This window comes from Bifidobacterium asteroides (genome assembly GCF_003202755.1).
Classification (GTDB): domain Bacteria; phylum Actinomycetota; class Actinomycetes; order Actinomycetales; family Bifidobacteriaceae; genus Bombiscardovia; species Bombiscardovia asteroides_F.
This window is the reverse complement of the sequence record NZ_QGLK01000004.1, coordinates 101,721-120,976: the sequence shown is the minus strand read 5'-3', so window position 1 is coordinate 120,976 and position 19,256 is coordinate 101,721. Positions and strand designations below refer to the sequence as shown.

The 19,256-nt window shown below is 57.4% G+C and carries 15 protein-coding genes and 1 tRNA gene; 6 read left to right on the top strand and 10 right to left on the bottom strand.

What is annotated here, in order from left to right; all coding sequences use genetic code 11:
* The first annotated feature begins 10 nt into the window (after positions 1-10).
* A complete protein-coding gene (locus tag DKK74_RS04580) occupies positions 11-1,306 on the top strand; it encodes an MFS transporter (RefSeq protein ID WP_110413014.1) in 1,296 nt (431 codons plus the stop codon).
* Here DKK74_RS04580 and DKK74_RS04575 read toward each other — a convergent pair.
* Positions 1,288-1,361: transfer RNA gene (locus DKK74_RS04575), tRNA-Pro, on the bottom strand. The two genes, DKK74_RS04580 and DKK74_RS04575, sit on opposite strands and share 19 nt — an antisense overlap.
* 118 nt (positions 1,362-1,479) lie before the next feature.
* Here DKK74_RS04575 and aroA point away from each other — a divergent pair.
* Together aroA and hisN are read left to right on the top strand one after the other, a co-directional pair.
* Complete coding sequence (gene aroA / locus DKK74_RS04570; protein ID WP_375537556.1) at positions 1,480-2,835, top strand: 3-phosphoshikimate 1-carboxyvinyltransferase; 1,356 nt, start codon at positions 1,480-1,482, stop codon at positions 2,833-2,835.
* Between the two features lie 32 nt (positions 2,836-2,867).
* Positions 2,868-3,668 carry a histidinol-phosphatase gene (hisN, locus tag DKK74_RS04565; protein ID WP_110413012.1) on the top strand — a complete coding sequence of 267 codons (801 nt, stop codon included), beginning with the start codon at positions 2,868-2,870 and terminating at the stop codon, positions 3,666-3,668.
* 147 nt (positions 3,669-3,815) lie between these two features.
* Here the strand turns inward: hisN and DKK74_RS04560 are convergent, their stop codons facing one another.
* The 3 genes from DKK74_RS04560 to DKK74_RS04550 form a co-directional block, all read right to left on the bottom strand.
* The gene (locus tag DKK74_RS04560) at positions 3,816-5,042 is read right to left on the bottom strand and encodes an acetate/propionate family kinase (protein ID WP_110413011.1); all 1,227 of its coding nucleotides are present in this window, start codon (positions 5,040-5,042) and stop codon (positions 3,816-3,818) included.
* 190 nt (positions 5,043-5,232) lie between these two features.
* Complete coding sequence (gene pta / locus DKK74_RS04555) at positions 5,233-6,921, bottom strand: phosphate acetyltransferase (RefSeq protein ID WP_258334457.1); 1,689 nt, start codon at positions 6,919-6,921, stop codon at positions 5,233-5,235.
* A 126-nt stretch (positions 6,922-7,047) separates the two neighbouring features.
* The gene (locus tag DKK74_RS04550) at positions 7,048-9,522 is read right to left on the bottom strand and encodes a phosphoketolase (protein WP_110413009.1); all 2,475 of its coding nucleotides are present in this window, start codon (positions 9,520-9,522) and stop codon (positions 7,048-7,050) included.
* Between the two features lie 333 nt (positions 9,523-9,855).
* On the opposite strand from DKK74_RS04550, the gene guaA reads away from it, so the two are divergent.
* Entirely contained in the window at positions 9,856-11,418 is a 1,563-nt protein-coding gene (gene guaA / locus DKK74_RS04545) for a glutamine-hydrolyzing GMP synthase (RefSeq protein ID WP_110413008.1), read from the top strand.
* Positions 11,419-11,570: 152 nt separating this feature from the next.
* Here guaA and DKK74_RS04540 read toward each other — a convergent pair whose 3' ends face one another.
* The 3 genes from DKK74_RS04540 to DKK74_RS04530 are packed head-to-tail and all read right to left on the bottom strand — an operon-like array spanning position 11,571 to position 13,395.
* Positions 11,571-11,927, bottom strand: a complete 357-nt coding sequence (locus DKK74_RS04540) for a hypothetical protein (RefSeq protein ID WP_110413007.1) — start codon at positions 11,925-11,927, stop codon at positions 11,571-11,573.
* A gap of 3 nt (positions 11,928-11,930) precedes the next feature.
* Complete coding sequence (locus DKK74_RS04535; protein ID WP_110413006.1) at positions 11,931-12,350, bottom strand: helix-turn-helix domain-containing protein; 420 nt, start codon at positions 12,348-12,350, stop codon at positions 11,931-11,933.
* Positions 12,351-12,399: 49 nt separating this feature from the next.
* Positions 12,400-13,395: a N(4)-(beta-N-acetylglucosaminyl)-L-asparaginase gene (locus tag DKK74_RS04530; RefSeq protein ID WP_110413005.1), complete on the bottom strand. Its 996-nt coding sequence runs from the start codon at positions 13,393-13,395 to the stop codon at positions 12,400-12,402.
* Positions 13,396-13,949: 554 nt separating this feature from the next.
* Between DKK74_RS04530 and DKK74_RS04525 the strand changes: the two genes are divergently transcribed.
* Positions 13,950-15,149 carry an MFS transporter gene (locus DKK74_RS04525; protein WP_110413004.1) on the top strand — a complete coding sequence of 400 codons (1,200 nt, stop codon included), beginning with the start codon at positions 13,950-13,952 and terminating at the stop codon, positions 15,147-15,149.
* A 47-nt stretch (positions 15,150-15,196) separates the two neighbouring features.
* Positions 15,197-16,225, top strand: a complete 1,029-nt coding sequence (locus DKK74_RS04520; protein WP_110413003.1) for an alpha-L-fucosidase — start codon at positions 15,197-15,199, stop codon at positions 16,223-16,225.
* 230 nt (positions 16,226-16,455) lie between these two features.
* Here the strand turns inward: DKK74_RS04520 and DKK74_RS08685 are convergent, their stop codons facing one another.
* The 3 genes from DKK74_RS08685 to DKK74_RS04510 all read right to left on the bottom strand — a co-directional run bounded on the left by DKK74_RS08685 (position 16,456) and on the right by DKK74_RS04510 (position 18,950).
* On the bottom strand, positions 16,456-16,782 hold the full coding sequence (locus tag DKK74_RS08685; protein WP_146210538.1) for a hypothetical protein: 327 nt from the start codon (positions 16,780-16,782) through the stop codon (positions 16,456-16,458).
* Positions 16,769-17,776, bottom strand: a complete 1,008-nt coding sequence (locus tag DKK74_RS04515) for a hypothetical protein (protein ID WP_110413002.1) — start codon at positions 17,774-17,776, stop codon at positions 16,769-16,771. The genes DKK74_RS08685 and DKK74_RS04515 overlap by 14 nt, the downstream gene beginning before the upstream one ends.
* Positions 17,777-18,125: 349 nt before the next feature.
* Positions 18,126-18,950 carry an oxidoreductase gene (locus tag DKK74_RS04510; RefSeq protein WP_110413001.1) on the bottom strand — a complete coding sequence of 275 codons (825 nt, stop codon included), beginning with the start codon at positions 18,948-18,950 and terminating at the stop codon, positions 18,126-18,128.
* Positions 18,951-19,256 lie beyond the last annotated feature (306 nt).

Genomic DNA, 19,256 nt, shown 5'->3' with positions numbered 1-19,256 from the left:
GGGGCTGACCATGCAGGAGCTTCTGAAGAACAAGCCCTTTGTGACCATGGTTCTGGCCAGTCTGTTGAATACGGCCGGAGGCGAGCTCTTCAACATCGTCTTCATCGTCTATGCCCAGACCATGCCCTTTGCCGGACTGGCTGTCTCCATAGCCTCAATGGCCTGGGTGGCTCCAGCCCTGACGGCCATCCTGACCGGATACCTGGCCGACAGGACCGTGCACAAGACGCGGATGCAGCTGGTGATCAAGCTGATTCAGGTATGTGTCTATCTTGTCATGGCCATGACGATTGGCAGGTCCAAGAGCCTGCCTGTCTTTCTGCTGTTGGTAGCCATGGACATGGCATCCTCCATGCTGGAGGGGTATGCAGGCAGTCTGTGGATGCCTGTCCTCAAACATCTGGTCCTGCCTGGCCAGCTTCACCAGGCTACTTCGATCACCTCGGCCGCCTCCAGTGTTGCGGCCGTCATCAGTGCAGGCGGAGGCGCAGTGTTGATTGCCCTCCTGGGCAACAGATTCGCTGTATTTGCGCTGATCAACGCCGCCACCTTCCTTCTGGCGGGGATTCTGGTGGCCATCGGCTATCGAGAATTCACGAGGGTTGAGGTTGCGAGCAATGGTTCACCGGCAGACAAGCCTTCGGGCCTGGCATCCAGCCTCCGTATGGCCTTGGGGGAGTTCCGCAGCTCTACATTCCTGGTCCTGATGGTGGGCTTCGGCTGTCTGGTCAACCTTCTGGGGACAGCTCTGCAGCCCCTGCTCAATCTGGGGCTTATCTCCATGCCTGGGGTCTGGTGGGGAAGCTATGGCACGACCATAGCCGCTGTCAACGGCATCTCTTCCCTGGGACTCATCCTCGGTGCACTTCTCGCCGCAGATCCGCTCCGGCGGTTGCCCATGGCACACCTGCTGACCGGAGTCATGGTCGCAGCCGCCATGGTGGGGGTCAACTTGGTCTGGCTGCACATTCCTGCACTGCTCTTCCTTCCGCTCCTGGTCATGAACTATCTTTTGGGCAAGATCAACCCTCGGTTCATGACCATGCTCATCAGCACAGTGGGTGAGGACCACCTGGCTGCAACTATGGGAGTGGTACAGACTGTCATGATGATAGGGGCGCCTCTGGGGCAGATGTTTTTTCTAACGCTGGGAAATCTGGTCGGCATCGCCATCACCATGTCGATTTATGCGAGCCTTACCGGCCTTCTGGCTCTCGTGATTTTTCTTATGGGATTGCTGGGCATGAACGCCAAGGATCCGACTCCCGAATGGGCTAAAAGCAAAAGTCGGGCTAGCCGGATTTGAACCGGCGACATCCTGCACCCAAAGCAGGCGCGCTACCAAGCTGCGCTATAGCCCGGCGCCCATCAGTATCACCGTATGGGCACAATGTATCAATATAGCACAGGGTCGGGTCCCCACTGGACCTCTAGGGGTGAGCAGGGAGCGGAAACAGCTCTGCGCCTGCGGTTACCATGGTGACCATGACAGTGGAAGAGATATGGGCGGCGCCGCAAGCCGATGGCCCCTTGGATGCAACGGTGACCATACCGGGAAGCAAGTCCCTCTCGAACAGGTATCTGATTCTGGCGGCCCTGGGAAGCCGCCCCGTCAGGCTGACCGGTCTGCTCAGGTCGCGTGATACGGACCTGATGATCGGGGCCCTGGAGGCTCTCGGCGTGGACTGTCGGGTTGATTTGGACGACCCTACGAATGTAACGGTCATTCCACCGGCAGGTGGCCGTTTCCGCGGCAGCGCCCGGGTGGACTGCGGACTGGCTGGAACCGTCATGCGTTTCGTGCCGGGCCTGGCCATGCTGGCTGACGGCCCCACACACTTCTACGGAGACCAGCAGGCCTATCGGCGCCCTATGAGGCCCCTGTTGGACGGCCTGACCCAGCTGGGAGCCAGGATCGAGTACCTGGGCCAAGAGGGCTTCCTGCCCTTTGTGCTCACGCCGCCGACTCATCTAGTTGGCAGAGAGGTGACCATAGACTCCTCGGCATCCTCGCAGTTCATTTCTGGCCTTCTGCTGCTGGCTGCCAGGGCTGATGGCACTATGACCATCGTTCACTCTGGCCAGCATCTCCCCAGTCTTCCTCATATTGCCATGACCGTTGAAGACCTACGTCAGGCCGGAGTCCAGGTTCAGGCCAATCCCGACCGCTGCAGGTGGAGCGTTGAAGGTAGAGGAACTGGTGGGACGCAGCTGCCTGATCAGGTCCAGGTGGAGCCCGACCTGTCAAATGCGGCCCCTTTCCTGGGAGCGGCTTTGATAGGAGGTGGGCAAGTCAGTGTGCCCAACTGGCCAGACCGGACCACACAGCCAGGTGGCTTGCTGCCCAGGTATCTGGAGATTATGGGCGCGAAGGTAAACAGGGTTCGCGACGTGCAGGGTAGCGCCACATGCAGGGTGACCGGCGGGGAGGCCATCCATGGACTCGGCGACTTCGATCTGTCTCCCGCGGGGGAGATTGTGCCATCTATTGCAGCCATCCTGGTTTTTGCGGACGGGCCCAGTCGCCTGCACGGCATCGGCCACCTGCGTGGTCATGAGACCAACCGGCTGAAGGCGCTGGCCACGGAAATCACCAGAATAGGAGGTCGAGCCCGCGAACTGGATGATGGCCTGGCCATTGAGCCTGTGCCGACTCAGCGTATGCACGGGGCCGTCATGGAGACCTATGCCGACCATCGCATGGCTACTTTCGCCGCCATGATTGGTCTTAAGATACCCGGCATCCGGGTGCGTAACATCGGTACCACGGCCAAGACCATGCCTGACTTCCCGGGAATGTGGAAGCGAATGCTGGCAGGCGAGGTTCAAGGCTGAACCAGAGCGATTCAAGCGAAAGGAGCCGTGTTATGAGCATCGAGGATGAAAGGCAGACCTGGCAGGAGGATCTGGATCTGGCCATCGCCATGGCCGATCAGGCCGATCAGGTCACCATGGGTTACTTCAAGTCGCCAGATCTTAAGGTGGAACGCAAGGCGGACAATACCCCGGTCACCCAGGCCGACAAAGAGGCGGAGGCGGTAATTCGTCGCGTCCTTGCCCGAGCTAGACCGAACGATACCATCTATGCCGAGGAGTTGGGAAAGCAGGAGTCCAACGGCAGACGGTGGATCATCGATCCGATTGACGGGACCAAGAACTATGTGCGCGGAGTCCCCGTCTGGGCGACCCTGATCGGCTTGGAGGCAGACCATCAGATGGTGGTCGGCGCGGTATCGGCCCCTATGCTGGGCACACGCTGGTACGCTGCACAGGGTCAGGGAGCCTACATGGCGCGTCAGGGCGAAGCCCCCAAGGTCATCCACGTATCAGGAGTGGACCGGATGGAAGACGCTTCCATGTCCTTGTCATCGCTGACCGGCTGGAAGGCCATAGGCCGACGGGAGCGGCTTCTGGACCTGACCGATCGGATCTGGCGCCTGCGTGGATTCGGCGACTTCTGGCAGTACATGCTCCTGGCCCAGGGGGCCATCGACCTGGCGGCCGAGCCGGAACTGGACCTCTACGACATGGGTGCGCTGGTCCCCATCGTGACCGAGGCAGGGGGCAGCTTCACCGACCTGGCAGGCAACCAGGGTCCCTGGGGAGGCAATGGTCTGGCCAGCAACAGTCTTCTGCACAAGGAGGCCTTGGCGGCCCTCGGGGATTGACATATACAAGAAGGTCGGTGACCACATGCATTGCTGTGGTCACCGACCTTCTTCGTTTCGAGAGCAAGTTCTTAGAACCAGACCCCAATCACAATCATCCATCCTGCAATCGTTATTCAAATTTTTGAGGATAGGTAAAGTCAGCGGTCAGGCCTGGAACTTGTTGCCGTAGGCGTCGCCCTGGTTGGCGACGACCTCGGCCTGACGCGCGATGGAGAGTTCCTCGTTGGTGGGGATGACGCAGACGGCGACCGTGCTGTCGGGGGTGGAGATGATTCGGGCCTCCTTGGACCGCTGGTCGTTCTTCTCCTGGTCCAGTTTCACACCGAAGGACTCCAACTGCTCGATGACCCGGCGACGCACGATTTCATCATTCTCTCCAACGCCGGCCGTGAAGGTGATAGCGTCCAGGCCGCCCATCTGGGCCGTGTAGTTGCCGATGTAGCCGACGATGCGGTGGATGTAGATATCCAGGGCCAGCTTGGCGTCCTCATCGCCCTCGGCGATCAGCTTATGGACCTCGCGCATGTCGCCATGTCCGGTCAGGCCGGTCATGCCGGAACGCTTGTTGAAGAGGGTGTCCAGCTCATCCACGCTCATGTGGGCGTTGCGGATCAGGTGGAAGACAACGGCAGGGTCGATGTCGCCGGTGCGGCCGCCCATGACCAGGCCCTCCAGTGGGGTCAGACCCATGGAGGTCTCGACGGGATGCCCGGAGACCTGCGCTGAAGCGGAAGCACCGTTGCCGATGTGTAGGACGATCTGCCGCAGACCTTCTGCAGGCTTGCCCAGCAGACCGGGAACCAGCTGGCCCACATACTGGTGGCTGGTGCCGTGGGCGCCGTAACGACGGATATGGTACTGCTTGGCAATGTCCTTGTTGAGAGCGTAAGTGGAGGCCTTCTTGGGCAGTTCGAAGAAGAAGGAGGAGTCGAAGACGAAGACCTGCGGGGTCTGGGGCATCAGCCGGCTCATGACTTCGGCGCCCTCTGCCTCTGGTCCGTTGTGCAGAGGGGCCAGCACAGCCAGATCCTTAACCTGACTCAGGGTCTTCTTAGTCAGGAGTGCAGGCTTGGGGAAGATGGCTCCACCCTGGACGACACGGTGGCCAACGGCGATGATGCCGGCCTTGTCCAAATCAGGACCATACTCCTTGAAGAAACCCAGGACACGCTTGAGCCCGACCTCATGATCGTGGATGGGCTCCTCAAGCTCATGCTTCTCGCCGTTGACCTCGTGCTTGTAATGGCCGTCGGTGGGCTCACCGATCTTCTCGACCAGACCCGAGGCCAGGCTCTGGCTGGTCTCCAGATCGACCAGCTGGTACTTGATCGAGCTTGAACCCGAATTGATGACTAGGACGGTTTTCGCCATTGGGGCATCCTCCTGATGTGCTTGTATAGAGCCTGCGCTCCTCAATCAGTCTTCAAGATTACTCGTCGGCCCTTACAAGGCGCGGTATATTGCCAGGCCGACATGATTTTGGGGCTGCTACTGGATCGGTTTTGGAGATAGGATCCAGCAGCAGCCCCAGAGGTTTATATAGACGTTATAGGGACGGTGATCAGTCCTGGGCCTCGACGGCGGTCAGGGCCACCGTGTTGATGATGTCGGCCACCAGGGCGCCGCGTGAGAGGTCGTTGACCGGCTTGTTCAGACCCTGCAGGACAGGTCCGATGGCTAGGGCGCCCGAGGTGCGCTGTACGGCCTTATAGCCGATGTTGCCTGCGCTCAGGCTGGGGAAGACGAATACATTGACCTTTCCGGCAACCGGATCGCCTTTGGCCTTGGTGGCTGCCACAGTGGGGGACCAGGCTGCGTCGAATTGAATGGGGCCCACGATGGGCAGGTCCGGCGCCTTCTCCTTGGCCAAGCGGGTGGCCTCTTCGACCAGGTCGACATCCGGGCCCTTGCCTGAGCCCAAGGTGGAGTAGGAGAGCATGCCCACGCGCGCGTCCACGCCGAAGGAGCGAGCGGTTTGGGCTGACTGAATAGCAATGTCTGCCAGTTGTTCCGAGGACGGGTTGAGGTTGATAGCGCAGTCGGCGAAGACCGCCACATGGTCAGGGAAGCACATGAGGAAGGCTCCGGAGACCAGCGAGGCACCCGGCTTGGTCTTGATCACCTGAAGAGCGGGACGGACCGTGTTGGCTGTGGAGTTGATCGAGCCGGATACCAGGCCGTCGGCCTTGCCCAACACCACCAGCATGGTGCCGAAGTATGAAGGATCCGCCAGCTGCTTGCGTGCCTGCTCCGGGGTCATGCCCTTCTTGGCGCGCAGCTGGCAGAGGCGATCGACCATGGGGACCAGCACCTGCTCGTCATCCATGGGCTGGAAGGAGGCCTTACCCAAGTTGTTGAGGCCAAGCTCCTTGCCCCGCGCCAGAATGGAATCCTTGTCGCCTACGATGATCAGGTCGACGATGTCGCGTTCCAGCAGGTAGTCGGCAGCCTTGATGATGCGGTCCTCGCCACCCTCGGGCAGAACTATGGTCTTCTTGTCAGCCTTGGCTTTGGCCAGCAGATCGTTCTGGAAGGCCACAGGCGTGGTGGCCTTGGGGCTGGCGGCTTCGGCGGCCTTCAGCACCTGGTCGACATCCACCTCCTGCTGAAATGTCTGGCTGGTGGCCTGGCGGGCCTGATCGGCGGACGGATCCGTGTCGAAGTCCATCTTGGAGACGGTCCAGGTCGGCAGGTCGTATTCCTGGAAGGCCTCGGTAAGTGGCGCTTTCTGCTCGGGCTGGCATCCGGTGATGAAGACACCGGCAAGTACGGCTCCCTGGGCCTCGATGGTTCGTCGGCAGGCGGCCACGGTCTTCATGACCTGGCCGGGTTCCCTGCCGATGGTGCAGACGGCCAGCATGACCGGGGACCTCAGGTCCGCCGCGATCTGTGCATTCAGAGCAAACAGACCTGGGTCAAAGAGCTTTGAGGCATCGCTTCCCACAACCAGGACACGCTCGGGATGGGTGGCCTCCACCAGCTCGTCATAGGCGTTGAGGACATCGGCCCGGGTCTGCATGGGGTCCTCAGTAGCTTGACCGGGGCACTTGCCGCGGCAGATTTCCGGATCCATATCCGGGAATGAACTGGCTGCAACCAGTTCCGGGGTCAATGGGTGCTTCCTGCAGGCGATTGGTCTGAATACGGCCGTTTTGGCTTTGGCGCTCAAGGCCCTGGTCAGGCCGTAGGCCACGACGTTGCGGCCGTTGGCGGCTTCTGGGCTGATGATGGTGATGCTTGCAAGACTCACTGTGTCTTCTCCTGTCCGGACTTGGTTGGCTTGATGACTGCTTTGTTCACAACCTTGTCCAGTATACAGAAACCGCCCGCCATGCGGGCTGCGCATGACGGGCGGTTTCAGGGTCGGATCAGCGTATCACTCGTTGTCTCCGGCGGTCGCGGCGGTGGCGGAGATGGTCTCCTGGCCGGCGCGGTTGGCATCGGGCCAGACCCAATCGGTGTAATCGGGGTGGTCGTAGCCCTTGTCCACGGCGAACTGGAAGGCCTCGTCGCGGAACTTGGTCCACTTGTCGATCTGGTCGGCGTACTTGCCGGCATCCACCAGCTTCAGGGCGGAGGCGGCCAGGCACCAGCGATCCATGTTGTTGACGCGCACCATGTCGAACGGCGTGGTGGTGGAGCCCTGCTCCTCGTAGCCGTGCACGGAGAAGTTGTCGTGGTTGGGACGTCCGTGGATCAGGCGGTAGATGGAGCCGGGGTATGCGTGGAAGGCGAACAGGACCGGCTTGTCCTTGCTGAAGAGCTCGGTGAACTCCTCATCGGACAGGGCCTGATCGTTTTCCTCGGTGTCCTGGATCTTCAACAGGTCGACCACGTTGACGAACTGGACCTTCACGCCCAGCTTCTGCAGCATGTCGTCGGCGGCCAGGGCCTCTTGGGTGGGGATGTCGCCTGCAGTGGCGATGACGACATCAGCATCCTCGGCATTCTTGGCGTTGGAGGCCCAATCCCAGCGGGCGGCCCCCTTCTCCAACTCGGCGGCGGCCTCGTCCACGCTCTGATAGGTGGCGGCGGGCTGCTTGCCGGCGAAGATGGCGTTGATGCAGTTGGTCGACTTGTAGCAACGCTCGCCCACGTTCAGCAGCATGTTGGCATCGGCGGGGAAGTAGATGTTGACCACGTGATCGTTGTTGAAGTTCTTGTTCAGCAGGATGTCGACGAAGCCGGGATCCTGGTGGGAGAACCCGTTGTGGTCCTGACGCCAGACGTGCGAGGTGACCAGGAGGTTCAGTCCGGCGATGGGCTTGCGCCACGGGATCTCGCGGACGGTGGCCTCCAGCCACTTGGCGTGCTGATTGATCATGGAGTCGATGACGTGCACGAAGGACTCATAGGAGCTCCAGATGCCGTGGCGTCCGGTCAGCAGGTAGCCCTCCAGGAAGCCTTCCATCTGGTGCTCGGAGAGCTGCTCGATGACCTGGCCGGTGTGGGCCATGTGCTCGTCGGTCAGCTCCGACAGGTAGTCGGCATCCCACTGCTTGTTGGTCACCTCATAGGCGGCGGCCAGACGGTTGGAGGCCGTCTCGTCAGGTCCGAAGATGCGGAAGTCGGTGGGGTTCTTGGCCAGTACGTCGCGGGTGTAGTAGCCCAGGACGCGGGTGGCCTCGGTGGCGCCCCAGCCGTGGCCGTGCTTCTTGATGTCGATCTCGTAGTCGTGGATGTCGGGCAGCTCCAGGGGCTTGAGCAGCCGGCCGCCATTGGCGTTGGGGTTCTCGCCGATGCGTAGGTCGCCCTTGGGCATGAAGCTGGTGACCTCGGGACGCACGGCGCCCTTCTCGTCGAAGAGCTCCTCGGGCTTGTAGGAGGCCAACCAGTTCTTGAGGATCTGGAAGTGGGCCTCGGTGTCGCGGGCGGAGGTCAGCGGCACCTGGTGGGCGCGCCAGGATCCCTCGGTCTTCTTGCCGTCGATGAACTTGGGGCAGGTCCAGCCCTTGGGTGTGCGGAAGATGATCATGGGGTAGAAGGGACGAGTCATGTCGTCGGTTTCGGCCCGGGCCTTGATGTCGCAGATCTTGTCGAAGACGGTCTCCAGCATGTCGGCGAAGCGGCGGTGGATGGACAGATGATCCTCGTCGTCGAATCCGGCAACGAACTCGAAGGGCTCATAACCCATGCCATGGAAGTACTCATGCAGCTCTTCGTCAGAGATGCGCGAGAGAATGGTCGGGTTGGCGATCTTGTAGCCGTTCAGGTGCAGGATGGGCAGGACGATGCCGTCGGTGCGGGGGTTGACCAGCTTGTTGGACTGCCAGCCGGTGGCCAGAGGGCCGGTCTCGGCCTCGCCGTCGCCCACGATGCAGGGCACGAAGAGGCTGGGGTTGTTCATGATGGCGCCATAAGCGTGGGAGAGGGCATAGCCCAGCTCGCCGCCCTCGTGGATGGACCCGGGGGTCTCAGGCGCGAAGTGGGAGGGGATGCCGCCCGGGTAAGAGAACTGGCGGAAGAACTTCTGCAGGCCAGCCTCATCGTTGGTGATCTTGGGGTAGTACTCGCTGTAGGTGCCATCCAGGTAGGACTGCGAAGTGCCGGCGGGGCCGCCGTGGCCGGGGCCCATGATGATCACGGTGTTCTGTTGATGGTCGGCGATCAGACGGTTGATATGGCCCAGCAGGAAGTTCAGGCCGGGGGTGGTGCCCCAGTGGCCGACCAGACGATGCTTGACATCCTCCCGAGTGAAGGGCTCCTTCATCAGGGGGTTGCTGCGAAGATAAATCTGTCCGATGGAAAGATAGTTGGCCGCCCGCCAATACTTGTCGACGGCCTCGAGGGTCTCCTCGGCGATTGGGGTCTCCAGCTTCGCCCAAGGGGTGCCGATAACAGGATTCGTCATGTGTACTCCTGCACTTTAGTGCGATTGTTTATTTACCTCGGTTACGGGCTTGTACAGTGTCATTCCAGGCATCTGTCGGGTCCGTACCCAATGCCTACATGGTACGTGAACGAGCAGACTTTTCTGAACGTTTTCTTGCAGTGTGTGTTCGCTCTTGTGAGAAAATGCGAGGGAATTGTCTGCTTGCAGATATGAACTTCCATTGGGGCTGCCGATCTGGGCTCAATGACGGTAGCATTGTCGAAAACTGCAACCATACTGGACTTGTTCGAGGGCCTCGAATCGTCGCTCTCGGGCATCCATGGCAGATACAGCATACATATAAGGAGTCTTATGGCACAGGGTCCCGTCCTGGTGGTCGATTTCGGTGCACAGTACGCCCAGCTGATCGCTCGTCGAGTCAGGGAGGCGGGGGTCTACTCCGAGCTGGTGCCTCATTCGATGAGCTTGGACCAGATGCTGGCTAAGGATCCCAAGGCGGTCATTCTTTCCGGCGGCCCGGCCTCTGTCTACGTGGACGGGGCGCCCAACATAGATAAGAGAATTTTCGAGGCGGGGGTGCCCGTTCTGGGCATCTGCTACGGCTTCCAGGTCATGGCCCATGAGCTGGGCGGTGAGGTGGACAAGGCGGCTCTGGGGGAGTACGGCAAGACCGAGGCCTTCATCGACAGCGCTAAGGGAATACTACAGGATTCGCCCGACCGTCAGGATGTATGGATGAGCCATGGCGTTGCCGTCAATCGTGCGCCTAAGGGCTTTGAGGTTCTGGCGCATACCGAAGGTGCTCCGGTGGCGGCCATGCAGGATCCTTCCCGGGGGCTGTACGGAGTCCAGTGGCATCCCGAGGTGACCAACACCCCTTTGGGACAGGATCTGATTGACCGCTTCCTGCACCAGTGCGCCGGACTGCCGTCGGACTGGAACGCCTCAGGCATCATCGGGCAACAGGTGGAGAAGATCCGTCGCACGGTGGGTGACGACCAGGTCATTTGTGGCCTGTCAGGCGGCGTTGATTCAGCTGTGGCGGCCGCTCTGGTCCACAGGGCCGTCGGGGACCAGCTGACTTGCGTCTTCGTAGATCATGGCCTGTTGCGCAAGGGGGAGGCCGAGCAGGTCAAGCATGATTTTGTGGCCGCCACTGGCATCAAGCTGATAGCCGTGGATGCCTCGCAGGATTTCCTGACCGCCCTCAAGGGCGTTTCCGAGCCCGAGCGCAAGCGCAAGATCATCGGCGAGAAGTTTATCCGCACTTTTGAAAAAGCCCAGCGGCAGGTGATTGAGGAGGCAGGCAAGACCGGCAAGGAAGTCAAGTTCCTTGTGCAGGGCACACTCTACCCTGACGTGGTCGAGTCGGGCGGCGGAGATGGAGCGGCCAATATCAAGTCCCACCACAATGTGGGCGGTCTGCCCAAGGACGTCAAGTTCCAGCTGATCGAGCCTCTGCGCACCCTCTTCAAGGATGAGGTACGGGCCATCGGTACCGAACTGGGCCTGCCTGACCAGATTGTCTGGCGTCAACCCTTCCCCGGCCCTGGTCTGGGAATCCGCATCATCGGCGAGATTACCCGGGAACGTCTGGAGACCCTGCGCGAGGCGGACGCCATTGCCCGCGAAGAGCTGTCCAAGGCTGGGCTGGACCGGCAGATCTGGCAGTGCCCGGTGGTGCTGCTGGCCAATGTGCATTCGGTAGGTGTGCAGGGCGACGAGCGCACCTATGGCTCGCCGATCGTGCTGCGTCCGGTTTCCTCTGAGGATGCCATGACTGCCGACTGGACACGTCTGCCCTATGACGTGCTGGCCACTATTTCCACACGCATTACCAACGAGTGCCCGGGCATCAACCGTGTGGTCCTGGATTGCACATCCAAGCCGCCGGCAACCATCGAGTGGGAGTGAGCATCTAGGCCGACAAGCCATATGGCAATACGTCGAAGACAGTATAGTCACATATGACTTGTCGGCCCAGTTATTTGGTTCTCGGGCTATTGAATTCAGATAGTCGATAGAAGAACTCAGGTGCTGCAATTCATTGTTTACTGCTTTGTGGTTTACTGCTTTGTGATGGCCGCGTTAATCTGGTTGACCAGCTCGCGGGGTTGTTCCACCCCGAGCACCAGTCGGTCATAGCGCTCACCCTTGAGTTGGATGACAATGGGGCTTTCCGGTCTGGTGACATTCCAGAATGTCTTTTCCCCATGCTCAATGTATGTGCCGGCCCATTTACCGGGAACATGAAGGCCGGGCGCACGCAGGCCTTTGGCATCATCAAGAATGCCCGGATCCTCGCTCGCACCCAGAACATGCTCGAGCGGCACCACCAGTTTCCCTGTGAACGACCACATCTTATCCAAACCCTGCGGTTCAACTTCCAGCGTCCGCCCGACAATTGCCACCTTGTTGTTCATGACTTATCTTCTTTCGTCATCAGGCTGCAGACGAATATGTGCACGCTGCAGCAGCGTCTCGCCAAGGAGCGTGGCGATATCAAGGGCCACAGCATTAGTATCGTCATATCCCGAGCTGGACAGCTTCGCAAGGTAATCCCTGACCAGCCCACGAACCTCAAGATCATGATCTGACAGCTCCATGAGTGCCACCAATACCAGATTGAGCACTCCTGAATCGCCCGACTCAGAATCCGTTGCATCACGTAACGCAGCCACGAACATGCCGCGCTTGCTGCCGAAGGCACCGTAGAGACTGCCCCGGAGCAGACCCGTGGCCTTGACGAGAGCATCAATCGATGTGCCCTCATAGCCATGCTCCAGGAAAACCTCGCGGGCACGGGCAAGTACCTCATCATCATCGAAACTTCTCTTGCGACCCATGCCCGTCAAGATAGTATTAATTGACTAATCAGTCAAGAATGATAAATGGTTATTTGATGGACGCCTTGAGCGAGCGTTCATATTCCTGCAACCATTCCTTGGTCACTGGTTCGATTCGTGTTCCGCCCTCGCCGTCCGGATTGGCCATGAGTATTCGTATTTGCTCGTCTTTCTTAGCTGTGCAGAAGGTGAATTCTACGTTTGTGGCGACCCCCCATTCCCCTCTCTTGTTGAGAGCGATCATTGAGATCTCGCCTACTTTGCCGTAGCGGTTCCTCAGGAGGTCGTCAAATTTGTAGACTGCAGAATCGCAGGCTTCCTGCGGGCTCAAGCCGCTTCCCATCAGGGCGACGATCCGATAGGAGAGGCACCCTTTCATGATGTCTTCTCCCAGCCCGGTGGCGGCTGCCCCCCCGATGGCACTGTCCACGTAGAAGCCAGAGCCGGGTAGGGGAGAATCGCCTACTCTGCCCGGCTCCTTCATAAAGAGACCTGATGTCGATGTGCCAGCAGCCATAGAACCCTGCGTATCCAAGGAGATGGCCCCGACCGTATCGTGCCCTCGATAGGGGCCGGCAGACTCCGGTGTTGTGGTCTTGGCGGCTTCCAGCTCCCAGCGCTTTCTGGCCCTGTCCGTCAGCATATTGCGCATTTCGAACCCGCTGACCTGGGCGTAACGAGTCGCCCCCTGCCCGACCAGAAAGCTGCTGGTATGGCGTCGACTCAGCTGCCTGGCCACGGATATGGGGTGGAGTACATGCTGGATGCCGGCCACGGCTCCCAAAGCCATGCTGTTCCCGTCCATGAAGGCGGCGTCCATCTCCATCTCACCTTCCCGATTGGGCAAAGCACCATAACCGACGGAGGTGTAATCGGGGTTGGCCTCAACCTCACGGATCAGTGTCTCAACAGCATCGCCCGCATGGCCATCCTCTTCAAGATCGGAATTTGACTTGACCATCCCTTCATAGGCCATCCGCCATGTGGCAATAGAGGCCCATGTGGATTGATCGTGGCTGACTATCTGTGAGGATGAATCACTCATTTCCTTGGTTCTTTCTATCGGTGCGGTCGTTGACTGCTCTTGGGTGGATCACAAAAACTGTTTTTAAGCAGAAGAGCAGGCGAGACCTCAGCCGGTCGATGAATGATCGAGCTGATGGACCATGCTCCTGAGGGGACAGCCGTCAGTAGCGGGCTTACCTCGCCCGCATGCAGACAGCAACGATGTCCTCTGCCTTATCTCTTCTGTCAATGATAATTAATAAAGATACTTTTGTTTCGGAATGTCTTGCCAGCGCTCCTATTGTTTTATCAGCATCAGCTTTTGCGTACATACCTTAAGGCAGGCTTAAAAGGCCGAGTTCCAACAATTTGTTTGGTGAACGCTGGATGGCAGATCCGGCCGATTCTGCGTGACGCAACACCTTCGGCATGTACAGTTTCCAATTTGATATATACTATTAACAAACTATTATCTATTGAAATAGTTCGGGACCAAGATGGTTCATTGAATCTAGTTGTGTGCAGTACATGAGTTAATCAAGTGCTCGCCATCGTAAATGCGAATGCGATGACAGTTCCGAGGAAGGGACTTTCATGGAGTCAAAAGAGAAACAGGTGAACACCAGTTCACCGATTTTGATGTTGGGCATCTTATCCATATCATTCCTGATGTCGGTTTCGAACGCCGTCTCGGGGACCATCCCGCTGATGAAGGAGTACTTCTCCAACATCTCGGAGGCCAACGTAGAGCTATTGGTCGTCATCCCCACGGGAGGCGTCCTGCTGGGAACAGTGGTCAGCGGCCTCATATCCAACAAGCTGGGCAAGAAGTACACGGTCCTTTTGGGGCTCATCGTCTCCTTGGTCTTCGGAGTCATCCCTGCTTTCTTCTACAACTACCCAGCCATTTTCCTGTCGAGGGCCATGTTCGGCGTGGGCATGGGCATCTTCACCCCGCTAAGCGTCTCCTACATCACTGATGTCTTCCCTGAGAAAATCAGGAACAGGCTTTTGGGTTGGAGGAACTCCGTCGGCGCCATCGGCGATTCGATCATGCTCTTCATTGCAGGATTCCTGATCAATATCTCCTGGCATGCCACTTATCTGGTCTTCCTCTTCCTGATCGTTCCAATCGTCCTCGTCTCCCTTTTCGTCCCCAAGCGGCTTGACCGAGTCATCGTGGAGGATGGCAAGGAGGTTGAGGAAGACACTTCCATCAAGCCGTCTACCAACGGCGGCGTCATCCAGCTGGCCATCCTCTTCCTCTTCGTCTGCCTCTTCTATTCGGCTATCTCCCTGAAACTGGCCAGCCATATGGTCGATTCACACATAGGCTCTGCAGCTGATGCCACCAGGATCTTCGGCTTCCTGGTACTCTGCTCGATCATCTCAGGCATCGCCTTCGAACAGCTCGCCAAGTGGTGCGGACGATACACCGTCTTCATCTTCGAGGTTCTGACGGCAGTGGTCATGATCGCTATGCCCTTCACCAACTCCATTCCGATCTTGCTGGTTCTGGTCCTGGTGGCAGGGTTCTGCAATGGCATCATCAATCCAGCTCTGACTGCCCGCATGGTGGCCTATTCGCCCAAGGGCTCCATGAACCTGACCACTTCGATCATCCTAATCGGCATCAACATCGGCTCCCTGGTGGCTCCCTACTTTTTCCAAGCCTTGGGCGGGGTGCTTGGCAATAAAGACCCAGGTTTCATGATCATGTGCGCAGGTATCTGCTACGTGATTCTGGCCCTTTATGATGCCTTCGTCGTCAAGAAGGACAAGCTGACCATCTGAGAGTGGTCATTGCGACTCGTATCAATCAACAGAAACAGAGGTAAATAATGAGCGATACCGTGGAATGGTTCAAGCAAGCCAAGTACGGAATGATGATTCACTGGGGTCTCTATTCACTCCTGGGAGGGGAGTACCAGGGGAAGTCGTCTAGCAACTATGCGGAATGGATCCAATCCAAGCTCCAGATCCCCAACAAGGAGTACGAACGCCTGACCCAGGCCTTCAACCCCATTTATTTCGACGCGGATGCCATAGTTGACCTGGCCAAGCGCTGCGGCATGCAGTACCTGGTCGTCACAACAAAGCACCATGACGGCTTCGCCATGTACCGGTCGCTGGTGGATCCTTACAATGTCTATGATGCGACGCCCTTCCACAGGGATGTGATCGGCGAGCTGTCATTGGCCTGCCGCGAGGCTGGTCTGCGATTTGGTCTCTACTATTCGCAGGACCTGGACTGGCACGAACCGGATGGCGGCGGATACCTCTCAAACGACATCGAGACGGCGGGCACCACCTGGGACAACAGCTGGGACTTCACAGGGGAGAAGAACTACGACCGGGCATTCGAACACAAGATCATGCCCCAGATCGAAGAGATCATGAGCAACTATGGAGAGATATCGGTTGCCTGGTTTGATGTTCCCATGACCCTCAGCGACGAGCAGAGCCAGACCATCTACGATACAGTCAAGCGCCTGCAGCCCGACTGTCTGATCAATTCCAGGCTGGGCAACGGCCGCTATGACTATGTCTCTTTGGGGGACAACGAGATTCCTGAAGATTCGGATGCCAGCGACAAGGCCGTCTCGGATGGAAATGTCGATTACAACTCGATCGAAGGATTCAAGCCCTCAAAGCTTGACCTCTACGAGACCGCCGGGACCATCAACGATTCCTGGGGATTCTCATATCATGACCAAAACTGGAAGAGCCCGCAGACCATTCACGATTACAAGGCCCATCTGAACAAGTACGGCATCAACTATCTGCTCAACGTCGGTCTGGATGGATTGGGACGAGTTCCCATGGCTGCTGAGCAAGCACTACTGGGAGCGCGAGCTTTGGAGGCCTAAGGAATCGGAATTCTATGAATCAGCCAAGGAACCTTGTCGAATGGATACCATTCCCGTCCGACAAGGTCCCTTGGCTAGCTACTTGTTTAGCTTCACAGTCTTGGCGACTTCACAAAGTGGGACTTCTGTGTTTGGGGGTTTATACAGGTTATAGGTTCAGTCATACTTATAGCGGTACTTTGACAACTGTGAAAGCAGATGTTTGACGAATACCGTGTTTGCGTGAACCCTTATTTTGGAAGAAATTTGATCGCTTTCGCTGCAACTGAAATAATTGTCTTGCTATTTTTTGCGACGAAACTACCAGCTACCAACAAGCCTCCGCCGATGGCGGTGATGTTTTTCTTCGCATGATCTGCGCTGTCTTTTCTTTTTGCTAGACAGCGAGCACAGTAAATACCATCCGGGTTATCGAGGAAAGTGTGGCAACTACGGGATCTGCATACGGCCATCAGTTGTGAGCCGCATTTCGGACAGTAATCGAAGTCTTTTTTATAATGGACGTTCTCTTTGTAAGAGTCACATTCCTGGTTGGTGCAACCTCTAACGCTCTTCATGGATCTCATCCGTTTCAGCAGATAACTTAAGGTACAAGTGCTTCTCGGGCAATGCTAGGGATTTGCTTAGATTGGAAACGTCAAGTTGAAGTGCGGCTCGAGATCGCCAAATTCCCTGTTCTGTTCCTGTATCGGAGCGATCGCATTCTGCTAGAAGGCCGGCATTGTCTCCCACAGTCGACTTGATAAAGTGCGAATATGTTTCCAAGGCTTTCGCCATGGCCTTGGGCTCTCCTTGCTCGCAAAAAATGGCTGCTCTGGCAATTGACGCCTTGTGTATGGCAGGAAAGCAACCGTTGATGCTCTCCATTCTTTCATCGATGAGTTTTGTACGTCTGCCTTTTTCATGCTCGTAGTCGCCATTAGCGAGATATTTTACGTCAGACTCCATTTCCAACTCGAGTTGGGCCTCTGCGTCCGATAGAGCGCGCAAGGCCTGAGATATAAGGAGCTTTCTAAGAGTTTCATCGTCAACTTCACGGGCTTGCAGATAAAGGCGCATACCGCTCTGTAGGATGCCGAGCCTGTCGTTCTGTTGCCCCTCGAGAACTTCCTGCACGCGCACATCTATGACTGCAATTTGGCGGGCGATGTCTTCAAGCTGACCTTGAATTGCCCTGAGTTGTATTGCGTTCGCCGCTTGAAAGGGATCAACTCCCTCGCTGAAATCCTCGCGCTTGATGGGCAATTTCTTTCCATATCGCCCGTTAGGATCTAAAAGTTGGGCAAAGGTGTTGCCTGCTCTATCGGTAGTTAGCTTGATGTCACCATTAGCGATGGCATCGAGAGTATTTTTTGGAACATCTACCACCAGACGAAAATCGTTATTCATGGCTTTATGAGCCAAGGCAAATTCGGAGGATTCACGTTCCAGTGCATGAACCATGTCTTTAATGGCGGTATTGCTTTTAGAGATGCCATTCCTTATTCCGTTCCGGAAAAATGCCAAGGGCGAGTCCGGATCGGCGCTGAACTCAGATTCTTCAGGCTTCAACGAAACCCCCTATCGAAAGACATGCCGGCTGCACGCTAATAACTGACGATAATTAATTAGATTATAACCGTCCATTGCTCAAAGGCACTTAAAGCAATTGCTTTGTTTGGGGGAAGTCAGTAACTAAGACAAATATCAGCGAATTGGCACGGCAAAGTACTTGCAATACCCCAACCCAACGTCGTTCACACGGCTGCCCTCATCAACAGCAGCCTTAGGCAAGGAAAGTGAGGTATATCAGACTCTTGGTATTCCACAGTAGCTAGGTCAGAATTTTATCTCACTAAACTTAAACTTCCTTGCGCACATCTGGCTTTAATTGTGTACCGCTCTGGCATATAGTTTAGCGTTAGAGGTCCTTGGCATGGACCATCAGGTAGTCCCAGGCACGGGTGGGGAGCAGGGAATGAAGGGCGATCAAGGGTTTGGCTCCGAAGCCCAGAAGGTAGCGTGGACGAGGATGGCGTACTATCGAGGCATGGACAATGGCCCTGGCGATAACGGATGGCTGGGTCAAATGTCTGCTGCAATAGAGCTTGCGCAGTCCGTTAGCAGCTCGAAACCCCGACTTTTGATAGGCGCTTTTGCGGGTGACTGACTGAAGATGGTCGGCGGCGATCGCACCCCAGTTGGTGGCGATGGCCCCAGGCTCGATCAAGATCACGTCGATGCCGAAGGGCCGCATCTCCATACGCAATGCGTCGCTGAAGGCTTCAAGGGCATACTTGGTGGCATGGTACCAGGCACCCATATAGGTGACCATCCGGCCCGCCATGGATGAGGTGTTGACGACCCGGCCGCGTCTGGCTCGGCGCATGGCGGGCAGTACCAGCTGGGTCAAGCGGGCAAGGCCGAAGAGGTTGACCTCGAATTGCCGACGGACCTCTTCGATGGAGACCTGCTCGACCGGGCCATAGGAGCCGTAGCCGGCGTTGTTGACCAGCAGGTCGACGCGCTGTTCCTTCTGCAGAATTCGTGCGACAGCCTTCTCGATGGATGCAGAATCGGTCAGATCCATCTGCACAGCCGTCACCCCCTTGTTGCCAAGCTGCTTCAGTCGTTCGACACGTCGTCCTACCGCATATACCTGGTATCCACGGTCGGCGAGAAGTCGAGTAGTTTCATACCCTATGCCGCTGGTGGCTCCAGTGACGAGTGCTACTCGATTAGTCATTTCCTCACCCCTTTTGGCCGACACATCCAAGAATTCTGTCTCTTGCTTGTCTTTGAGGCAAAGTATATGACAGAGACCTCAATGCATGGGCGCAACAGTCGGATAATGCCAATCTCGCGTCCGAGTTTGGTTTTGCGACACAACTTTGACAAGACTTTAACCTGAATTCGTCCTTGCCGACCATATCTTGCAGACAGTAGTGAAGAGATTGAGCTTAGGATACAAGCGAGCAAAGCTTCGGGATGGAATGGAAGCTTGTAGGGGGGGCTATCTGAATATGCTGATTACGGATTCGTGGGTTGCGAT

Excerpts from the sequence above, each read along its gene's own strand:
- DKK74_RS04580 (WP_110413014.1), top strand. The coding sequence starts at position 11 with ATGCAGGAGCTTCTGAAGAACAAGCCCTTTGTGACCATGGTTCTGGCC.
- hisN (WP_110413012.1), top strand. The coding sequence starts at position 2,868 with ATGAGCATCGAGGATGAAAGGCAGACCTGGCAGGAGGATCTGGATCTG.
- DKK74_RS04560 (WP_110413011.1), bottom strand. The coding sequence starts at position 5,042 with ATGGCGAAAACCGTCCTAGTCATCAATTCGGGTTCAAGCTCGATCAAG.
- DKK74_RS04550 (WP_110413009.1), bottom strand. The coding sequence starts at position 9,522 with ATGACGAATCCTGTTATCGGCACCCCTTGGGCGAAGCTGGAGACCCCA.
- guaA (WP_110413008.1), top strand. The coding sequence starts at position 9,856 with ATGGCACAGGGTCCCGTCCTGGTGGTCGATTTCGGTGCACAGTACGCC.
- DKK74_RS04540 (WP_110413007.1), bottom strand. The coding sequence starts at position 11,927 with ATGAACAACAAGGTGGCAATTGTCGGGCGGACGCTGGAAGTTGAACCG.
- DKK74_RS04535 (WP_110413006.1), bottom strand. The coding sequence starts at position 12,350 with ATGGGTCGCAAGAGAAGTTTCGATGATGATGAGGTACTTGCCCGTGCC.
- DKK74_RS04530 (WP_110413005.1), bottom strand. The coding sequence starts at position 13,395 with ATGAGTGATTCATCCTCACAGATAGTCAGCCACGATCAATCCACATGG.
- DKK74_RS04525 (WP_110413004.1), top strand. The coding sequence starts at position 13,950 with ATGGAGTCAAAAGAGAAACAGGTGAACACCAGTTCACCGATTTTGATG.
- DKK74_RS04520 (WP_110413003.1), top strand. The coding sequence starts at position 15,197 with ATGAGCGATACCGTGGAATGGTTCAAGCAAGCCAAGTACGGAATGATG.
- DKK74_RS08685 (WP_146210538.1), bottom strand. The coding sequence starts at position 16,782 with ATGAAGAGCGTTAGAGGTTGCACCAACCAGGAATGTGACTCTTACAAA.
- DKK74_RS04510 (WP_110413001.1), bottom strand. The coding sequence starts at position 18,950 with ATGACTAATCGAGTAGCACTCGTCACTGGAGCCACCAGCGGCATAGGG.